This window comes from Saccharothrix lopnurensis, from assembly GCF_042658445.1.
GTDB classification, from domain to species: domain Bacteria; phylum Actinomycetota; class Actinomycetes; order Mycobacteriales; family Pseudonocardiaceae; genus Actinosynnema; species Actinosynnema lopnurensis.
The window spans coordinates 1-1,255 of the sequence record NZ_JBHSQO010000103.1 but is presented as its reverse complement, the minus strand read 5'-3'; the positions used below and the strand labels follow the sequence as shown (position 1 = coordinate 1,255).

Sequence of the window (1,255 nt, the reverse complement as noted above, 5' to 3'; positions counted from 1 at the left end):
CGCGCGGAACCGGGCCTCCGCGCCCGCCACGTCCACCACGGCGGCCGGGTCGAGGTCGGCCAGCTCCACCAGGGTGCTCTCGGCGGCCGCGCGGCCGTGCTCCGCCCGCCGCACCCGCTCCTCCAGCGCGGCCACCGCCGCGTCGGGGCGGGCCGCGGCCAGGGCTTCGGCGACGTCGGCGAAACCGGCCCCGGCCGCCAGCCGCGACACCTCCAGCCGCTGCTCGGCCAGCCGCTCCGCGTCCTCGGCCGCGGCGACCCGCCGCGCGTGCAGGTCGGTCAGCGCGTCGGCCAGGTCGGACAGGTGCGCCCGGCGGGCCACCACGTCCGGGAAGTCGCCGCGGGCCTCCTCCAGCCGCGCCTCGCGCTCCTCGACCGCCGCGGCCAGCTCGTCCCGCTGCGCGCCGGCCCGCTCCAGGTCGCGCTCCAGCCGGCCCCGACGCTCCAGCGCGGCCTCCACCTGCCCCTCCAGGCCGGCCAGCTCCGCCTGCCGCGCCTCGACCCGCCCGGCCAGCGCCGCCACCGCGCGGTGCTCGCGGTCCAGCTCGTCGGGGGAGCGGTCACCCAGCTGCTCCCGCAGGTGGGCGAGCCGGACCTCCAGCTTCTGCGCCTCCTGCTCGGCCCGCGCCCGCCGGTCGGCCGCCCGCTGCTCCACCTCGGCGGCCGCGTCCTCGTCGGCCGCCGTCACGGTCTCCAGCAGGGGCCGCGCGGGCGCGGGGTGCTCGGCCGACCCGCACACCGGGCACGCCTGCCCGGACCGCAGCTCGCCCGCCAGCTCGACGGCCATGCCCTCCAGCCGCTCGCGCCGCACCCGCAGCAGCGCGTCCCTGGCCCCCTGGTGCCCGTCCACGGCGTCCCGCCGCGCCTCGTCGGCCACCCGGAACGACGCCTCGACGCGCGGCAGCTCCCCGGCCGCCGCCGCCAGCCCGGCGACCTGGGTCAGCCGCGCGGCGGCCAGCGCCGACTCCTCGACCGCCGACCGCGCCGCCGCCAGCCGCGCGGGCACCTCGTCCAGCTGGGACACCAGCACCGCCAGGTCCCGGGAGGTGGCCGCGGCCGCCTGCTCCAGGTGCGCGACGCGCCGCCGGTCCTCCTCCTGCCTGAGCGCCTCGGCGGCCAGGCCGGTCAGCGCGCCGGACTCCTCGCGCAGCCGCTCGGCGGTCCCGCGCAGGTCCGCGTCCGCGGGGGTCGCGCAGCCGAGGGACGCCACCGCGTCCGCCACCGAGCGCTCCCGCGCCCGCGCGCCGGCCAGCGCC

At 81.8% G+C, this 1,255-nt stretch carries 1 pseudogene; it reads right to left on the bottom strand.

Annotated features, from left to right (window positions below):
• Positions 1 to 1,255, bottom strand: a pseudogene (locus ACFP3R_RS37520) (AAA family ATPase); the annotation flags it as partial.